General features: G+C 59.2%; 6 protein-coding genes. 5 read left to right on the top strand and 1 reads right to left on the bottom strand.

Features of this window, described 5'->3' with window-relative positions; all coding sequences use genetic code 11:
* Positions 1–53: 53 nt before the first annotated feature.
* Complete coding sequence (locus tag AAEZ03_RS25375) at positions 54–929, bottom strand: LysR substrate-binding domain-containing protein (protein ID WP_350582426.1); 876 nt, start codon at positions 927–929, stop codon at positions 54–56.
* 175 nt (positions 930–1,104) lie between these two features.
* Here AAEZ03_RS25375 and AAEZ03_RS25370 point away from each other — a divergent pair, with 175 nt between their 5' ends.
* The 5 genes from AAEZ03_RS25370 (at position 1,105) to AAEZ03_RS25350 (ending at position 6,343) form a co-directional block, all read left to right on the top strand.
* On the top strand, positions 1,105–1,878 hold the full coding sequence (locus AAEZ03_RS25370) for an SDR family NAD(P)-dependent oxidoreductase (protein ID WP_350582424.1): 774 nt from the start codon (positions 1,105–1,107) through the stop codon (positions 1,876–1,878).
* Positions 1,879–1,914: 36 nt separating this feature from the next.
* Positions 1,915–3,213, top strand: coding sequence for an MFS transporter (locus AAEZ03_RS25365; protein WP_350582421.1), 1,299 nt, complete (start codon positions 1,915–1,917; stop codon positions 3,211–3,213).
* Positions 3,214–3,325: 112 nt separating this feature from the next.
* Positions 3,326–4,489, top strand: a complete 1,164-nt coding sequence (locus tag AAEZ03_RS25360; RefSeq protein ID WP_350582418.1) for an acetyltransferase domain-containing protein — start codon at positions 3,326–3,328, stop codon at positions 4,487–4,489.
* Between the two features lie 76 nt (positions 4,490–4,565).
* Entirely contained in the window at positions 4,566–5,003 is a 438-nt protein-coding gene (locus AAEZ03_RS25355) for a pseudoazurin (RefSeq protein ID WP_350582415.1), read from the top strand.
* Complete coding sequence (locus tag AAEZ03_RS25350) at positions 5,000–6,343, top strand: OprD family porin (RefSeq protein WP_350582412.1); 1,344 nt, start codon at positions 5,000–5,002, stop codon at positions 6,341–6,343. Before AAEZ03_RS25355 ends, AAEZ03_RS25350 begins: the two co-directional genes overlap by 4 nt.
* Positions 6,344–6,408 lie beyond the last annotated feature (65 nt).

Below are 6,408 nucleotides of genomic sequence, written 5' to 3'. Positions count from 1 at the left end.
AGCTTGCCTCGCGATCTTTTAAAAGATCAAAAGATCGCGAGGCAAGCTCGCTCCTACAGCATGTCGCTGATCAGGTTGAACACGGTCTGTTTGACCGCGCTGTTCAGGTCTACCCAGGCCAGGCCGGTGCTGGCTTTGTAGCTGCCCAGTTCCAGGGGCCGGGAGACCACGTTGGCGGGCAATGCGCGGCCTGCGTTGGCCGGCAGCAAGCCAATACCCAGCCCGGCTGAAACCAGCGCCAGCATGGTGGTGAATTCGCCCAGCTCGGAACCGATCTGCAGTTGCACGCCCTGATTGCGCAGGGCTTGCATCAGTTCGTCGTAGAACCCCGGTGCGTAGCGTCTGGCGAGAATAAACACCGGGACGTTGGCCAACGCTGTCGCCGGAATGCTGGCACAGGCTGCCAGCGGATGATCACTCGGCAACGCGACCACGAAGGCCTCTTGCAGTACCACGCGGGTATGGATGCCAGGAATCACCGCCGGTAAACGCATCAGCCCGAAATCCAGCTGGCCATTGTGCAAGGCGCTGGCTTGATCCGGGCCGGGCATGTCCTTGAGTTCCAGTTCGATCCGCGGGAAGCGCGCATGCAAGGTGCGGATCAGAGTCGGCAAGAGCTCCGGCAGCACCGAAGACACAAAACCAAAGCGCACCCGGCCAATCTCCCCTCGCCCGCTGGCTTTAGCCACATCGCTGGCGTGGGCGGCTTGCTGCAGGGTAGCTCGCGCTTCGGGCAAGAAGATCGCGCCCACCTCGGTGAGCATCACCGAATGCCGATTGCGTTCGAACAGGCGCACGCCCAGCTCTTCTTCAAGCACCTTGATCTGCATGCTCAAGGCCGGTTGCACGATGGACAAACGGTGTGCGGCCCGCCCGAAATGCAGCTCTTCGGCCAGGGTGACAAAGGATCGCAGGTGCTTGATTTCCACTCTCGAACTCCTAACAGAAGGCACGCTGACACGTGGTTATCAGTGTTTTTGATCACGAGATCATCAATGACGATTGGACGCACTGCAAGGCCTGGGGTGAACTGGCTAAAACAAGATCATCTCTGTCACCCACAAAGCCTGCATCGACAGAGATAACACACAGGTGGAATACAGCATGTCATTCAATTTCAGCAGCTTTCGACTGGATGGCCGTCGCGCCTTGATCACCGGCTCTGGCAAAGGCATTGGCCTTGAGCTGGCACGCGGTCTGGGGGCTGCGGGCGCTACGGTGGTCATCAATGATCGCAATATCGAAAAAGCCCGCGCTGTTTCCAGCCAATTACGCGATGAGGGGCTCAAGGCCGAGTTCGCGGTGTTTGATGTGACCCAACGCGAACAACTGCTCGACGCGATCAACGCCTTTGAAGCCGAGACCGGGGCCATTGATATTTTGGTCAACAACGCGGGCATTCAGCGCCGTGCGCCACTGGAAACCTACGACGCCAACGATTGGCACGATCTGATGCGGGTCAATCTGGACGGTGTGTTCTATGTCTCGCAAGCGGTTGCGCGGCACATGATTGGCCGTGGACGCGGCAAGATCATCAATATTTGCTCGGTACAAAGCGAGCTGGCACGCCCGACCATTGCGCCTTATGCCGCCTCCAAGGGCGCAGTGAAAATGCTCACCAAGGGCATGTGCGCCGAATGGGCACGCCACGGTATTCAGGCCAATGGCCTGGCGCCGGGCTACTTTGCCACCGAGATGAACCGCGCACTGGTGGACAACCAGGAGTTCTCAGAATGGCTGTGCAAACGCACACCGGCCGGGCGCTGGGGCCGTGTCGAAGAACTGTGCGGCGCTGCCGTGTTCCTGGCCTCCCCGGCTTCGGATTTCGTTAACGGTCAAACACTGTTTGTCGATGGAGGCCTGACCAGCGTCGTTTAAACCTGCATCTAAAAAAACAATAACAGGGGGAACCCCATGAGCACTCTCAAAGAACCCGCACTGCCGCTGACAGGTACTCGTGAGCAAACGGTCAAGGCCAAGGGCTTTGCGCCAAAACGCTGGCTGTATCTGATCCCGATCATTTTCATCACTTACAGCCTCGCCTATCTGGACCGGGCCAATTACGGCTTTGCCAGTGCTGCCGGAATCGAGCATGACCTGGGCATTACCAAAGGCATGTCCTCGCTGATCGGCGCGCTGTTTTTTCTTGGGTACTTCTTCTTCCAGGTGCCGGGGGCGATTTACGCGCAGAAGTACAGCGTGCGCAAACTGGTGTTCTGGAGCCTGATTCTGTGGGGCTTTTGCGCCATGGCCACGGGGCTGGTGACCAACATCCCGATGCTGATGTTCATTCGGGTGTCGCTGGGCATCGTCGAAGCGGCCGTGATGCCCGCCATGCTGATTTTTATCAGCAACTGGTTCACCCGCAAGGAACGCTCACGGGCCAACACCTTTCTGGTGCTGGGCAACCCGGTCACGGTGCTGTGGATGTCGGTGGTGTCGGGCTACCTGATTCAGGCCTGGGGCTGGCGCGAAATGTTTGTCATTGAAGGCGCCCCGGCCGTGCTGTGGGCCTTCGTCTGGTGGCGCATGGCACGTGACAAGCCCGAGCAGGTCAATTGGCTGACGCAACAGGAAAAAGCCCAGCTGACCGCCACCCTGGCCGATGAACAGAAAGGCATGCCGCAAGTACGCAATTACCGCCAGGCCTTCACCAGCCCGGTGGTGATTCAGTTGTGCTGTGTTCACGCGCTGTGGAGCATCGGCGTGTACGGTTTCATCATGTGGCTGCCGAGCATCATCAAACAGGCAGCCGCAGCTGACATCGTCACTGTAGGCTGGTTGAGCGCAGTGCCCTACGTGGCCGCTGTCGCCGCCATGTTGGCGGTGTCATGGGCCTCGGACAAATCCCAGCAACGCAAACACTTCGTCTGGCCGTTACTGGCACTCGGTGCGCTGGCGTTCCTCGGTTCTTATCTGCTGGGCTCTGAGCATTTCTGGCTGTCGTTCGTGCTGTTGACGGTAGCGGGTGCCGCGCTTTACGCACCTTACGGGCCGTTTTTTGCGCTGATCCCGGAGATCCTTCCGACCAACGTCTTCGGCGGTGCCATTGGCCTGATCAATGCGTGTGGGGCCTTGGGCGCCTTTGTCGGCTCATGGATCGTCGGCTACCTGATTGGCCTGACCGGCAACCCCGGTGCGGCTTACATCTTCATGTTCGCCGGGGTGCTGTCCTCAGCGATCTTGATGGCGTTGGTCAAAGTGCGTCGCTGATCGCCAGCACGCGCAGTATTAATTGCGAATAGTTCTCACACGGATGACAGGCACGGATCGAATGTTATAAGGTAACGCAACTTATGACATTCACCTGCCTGTGATCTCTTCAATGCCAAACGCAATTCAAGCCCCGCCTTCAGGCCAACGCCTGCTCTCCATCGACGCCCTTCGGGGGTTGGTGATCATCTTCATGCTGCTGGACCACGTGCGCGAGACGTTCTTTTTGCATCGCCAGGTGGCCGACCCGATGAACATTGATGTCACGGACCCTGCCTTGTTTTTTAGCCGGACCTTGGCCCACTTGTGCGCCCCGGTGTTTGTCTTGCTGACCGGTTTGTCGGCGTTCCTGTACGGAGAAAAGTATCAGGGCACCCGCGACGTCTCGGCTTTTCTGTTCAAGCGCGGGCTGTTTCTGGTGGTGCTGGAATTCACCCTGGTGAACTTCGCCTGGACCTTCCAGTTCCCGCCAAGCGTGATTTACATGCAGGTCATTTGGGCCATCGGCGTCAGCATGATTGCCCTGGCCGGGCTTGTCTGGTTGCCGCGCCCGCTGCTTCTGCTGCTCGCCGTGGTGATCATTGCCGGGCATAACCTGCTCGACAACGTGCATTTTGCCGCAGGTTCTGCAATGCATGTGCCCTGGGCGATTTTGCATGATCGCGGCTGGATCGAGTTTTCGGACAACCTGCGCTTGCGCACATCGTATCCGGTGCTGCCGTGGATCGGGGTCATCGCGCTGGGCTACTGCCTGGGGCCGTGGTTCGCACGCTCTGCCTCAACAGCCTTGCGTCAGCGTTTTCTGCTGCTTGCGGGCACCGGCGCGCTGCTTGGCTTTGTCGCCCTGCGTTTGCTCAATGGTTATGGCGAGGCGCAATGGGTGGGCTACAGCAACGTGACGCAAACCCTGATGAGCTTTTTCAACATCACCAAATACCCGCCTTCGCTGCTGTTTCTCACTTTGACCCTGGGCGTCGGCCTGCTGCTGTTGCTCGGCTTTGAACGCGCAGGCCAGCAACGCTGGATCCGCACCCTCGCGGTGTTTGGCGCCGCGCCGATGTTCTTCTACCTGCTGCACTTGTACGTGCTCAAAGTGCTGTATCTGATCTGCGTGGGCCTGTTTGGTTTGAATCAGGGCGATTACTTCGGTTTCGACGGCATCGGCGCCGTGTGGCTGACAGCTATTTTGCTGGCCGGGGCGTTGTACCTGCCGGTGCGCTGGTTTGCCGGGCTCAAGGCCCGTCGCCGAGATGTTTCATGGCTGAAATACTTCTAATGCGGACGGCGCGGCATGTTGCTCTAACATGCCGCGCATCCCGCGCTTGGGACCCAGACTCTATGGATAACCAGATATGCGTATTTCATCCCTGACCGTGCTGTTGACCACTGCCCTGCTTGCCCCTGCGACACTGGCCGAGACCCATGAAGTCAAAATGCTCACCCGCAGCCCGACCGCCGGCATGGTCTACGACCCGGATTACCTGCAGATTGCGCCCGGTGATACGGTCAAGTTCGTGGCGGCGCAAAGCGGCCATAACGCAGCGACCTTGCCGGCCATTTGGCCAGAAGTCGTTCCGACTTTTGTGGGCAAGATTGATCAGGAAATCGAACAGACCTTCACGGAGCCAGGCCTCTATGGCATTCAGTGCACGCCGCATCTGGCCATGGGCATGGTGATGCTGATTCAAGTGGGCGAACCACCGGCAGAGGCGCCAGTCCTGCCTGCTTCACTGCCCAAGCGCGCGCTCGACCGCATGAATGCCGCCCTCGCCCGACAGGCTGCGCCATGACCACCATACGCTCCCGCTCAGCCATTTTGCTGGCCCTCGCCAGCCCCGCAAGCATGGCCGATTCGGCCCAGTCCCAGGCCAATGGCTTTATCGAAGACAGCACTTGGGCGGTGCTCAATCGCAGTGTCTACGACCGCCGCGACTACCAGCACGGCAGCAGCAACAGCAGCGCACGCAATGCCTACAAAACCAGATCTGAACGTAACGATTACGCCGAGGAATGGGCGTACGGCCTGATGGGCACCTTGCAGTCAGGTTTCACCCAGGGGCTGATCGGCGTCGGCATTGATGCCCACGCCTACCTCGGGGTCAAACTGGACAGTGGCGGTGGTCGTGCGGGCAAGGCCCGGTTGCTGGGGCTGGATAACGAGGGCTACCCCAAGGACGACTACGCCCGGGGCGGCGCCGCGATCAAGCTGCGCATGTCGAACACTGTGCTGTCGTACGGCGAGCAGCGGGTCAAAACCCCGGTATTCAGTTCATCCGACAGCCGCCTGTTGCCCGAGACCGCCACCGGGGTGTTTGTCACCAGCAACGAGTTCAATGCCCTGAAAATGGTCGGCGGGCACTTCACCGGCAGTACCGATCGCAACGCCAGCAGCCATAACCAGGAGTTTGTGGTGAACTACTCCAACGGCCGCAAAGGCGACGCGCTCGACCTTGCGGGTGTGGTCTATAGCCCCAGCAAACAGCTGAGCACCAGCCTTTATACGTCTCGCTATGAAAACACCTGGAACCAGCAGCACGTGGGCGCCCTGTTCAACCAGCCGCTTGATGAAAAGCGCTCGCTGGCATTCAACTTCAACCTCTATCGCACCACCGATGAAGGCAAGGCGCTGTCGGGCACCATCAACAACACCACCTGGAGCTTGATGAGCACCTATGCCCAAGGCCCGCACAGTTTCAGCCTCGGGTATCAAAAGGTGCATGGCGACACGCCGTTCGACTACGTGACCCGTGGCGCGATCTTTATCAGCAACGCCGTGCAATTGTCTGACTTCAATGCGCCGAACGAGCAATCATGGCAAGCCCGCTACGACCTGGATATGTCGCCCTGGAACCTGCCGGGGTTAATGCTCAGTGCCGCCTATGTGCGCGGCAGCCAGATCAACGGCACGCAGGTTGATCCCAAAGGCGGCTATGCCTATTTGGGGTATGGCAAAGGTGGCAAACACTGGGAACGTGATCTGGAAGCGCGCTATGTGGTGCAAAGTGGCGCGGCCAAAGGCACCACCCTGTCGCTGCGCTATAACGTGCATCGCGGCAATGCGGCGCAGGCAGAACTGGACGCTGACCAGTTGCGGGTCGCGGTGGAATACCCGCTAACGGGGAGGTTTTAAGCAGAATCTGTAGGAGCGAGCTTGCCTCGCGATCTTTTGATCTTAAAAGATCGCGAGGCAAGCTC

The organism is Pseudomonas sp. HY2-MNA-CIBAN-0224 (genome assembly GCF_040310285.1).
GTDB classification, from domain to species: Bacteria; Pseudomonadota; Gammaproteobacteria; order Pseudomonadales; family Pseudomonadaceae; genus Aquipseudomonas; species Aquipseudomonas helleri.
Note: the sequence above shows the minus strand (reverse complement) of the source record. Positions and strands in the feature narration are given on the sequence as shown.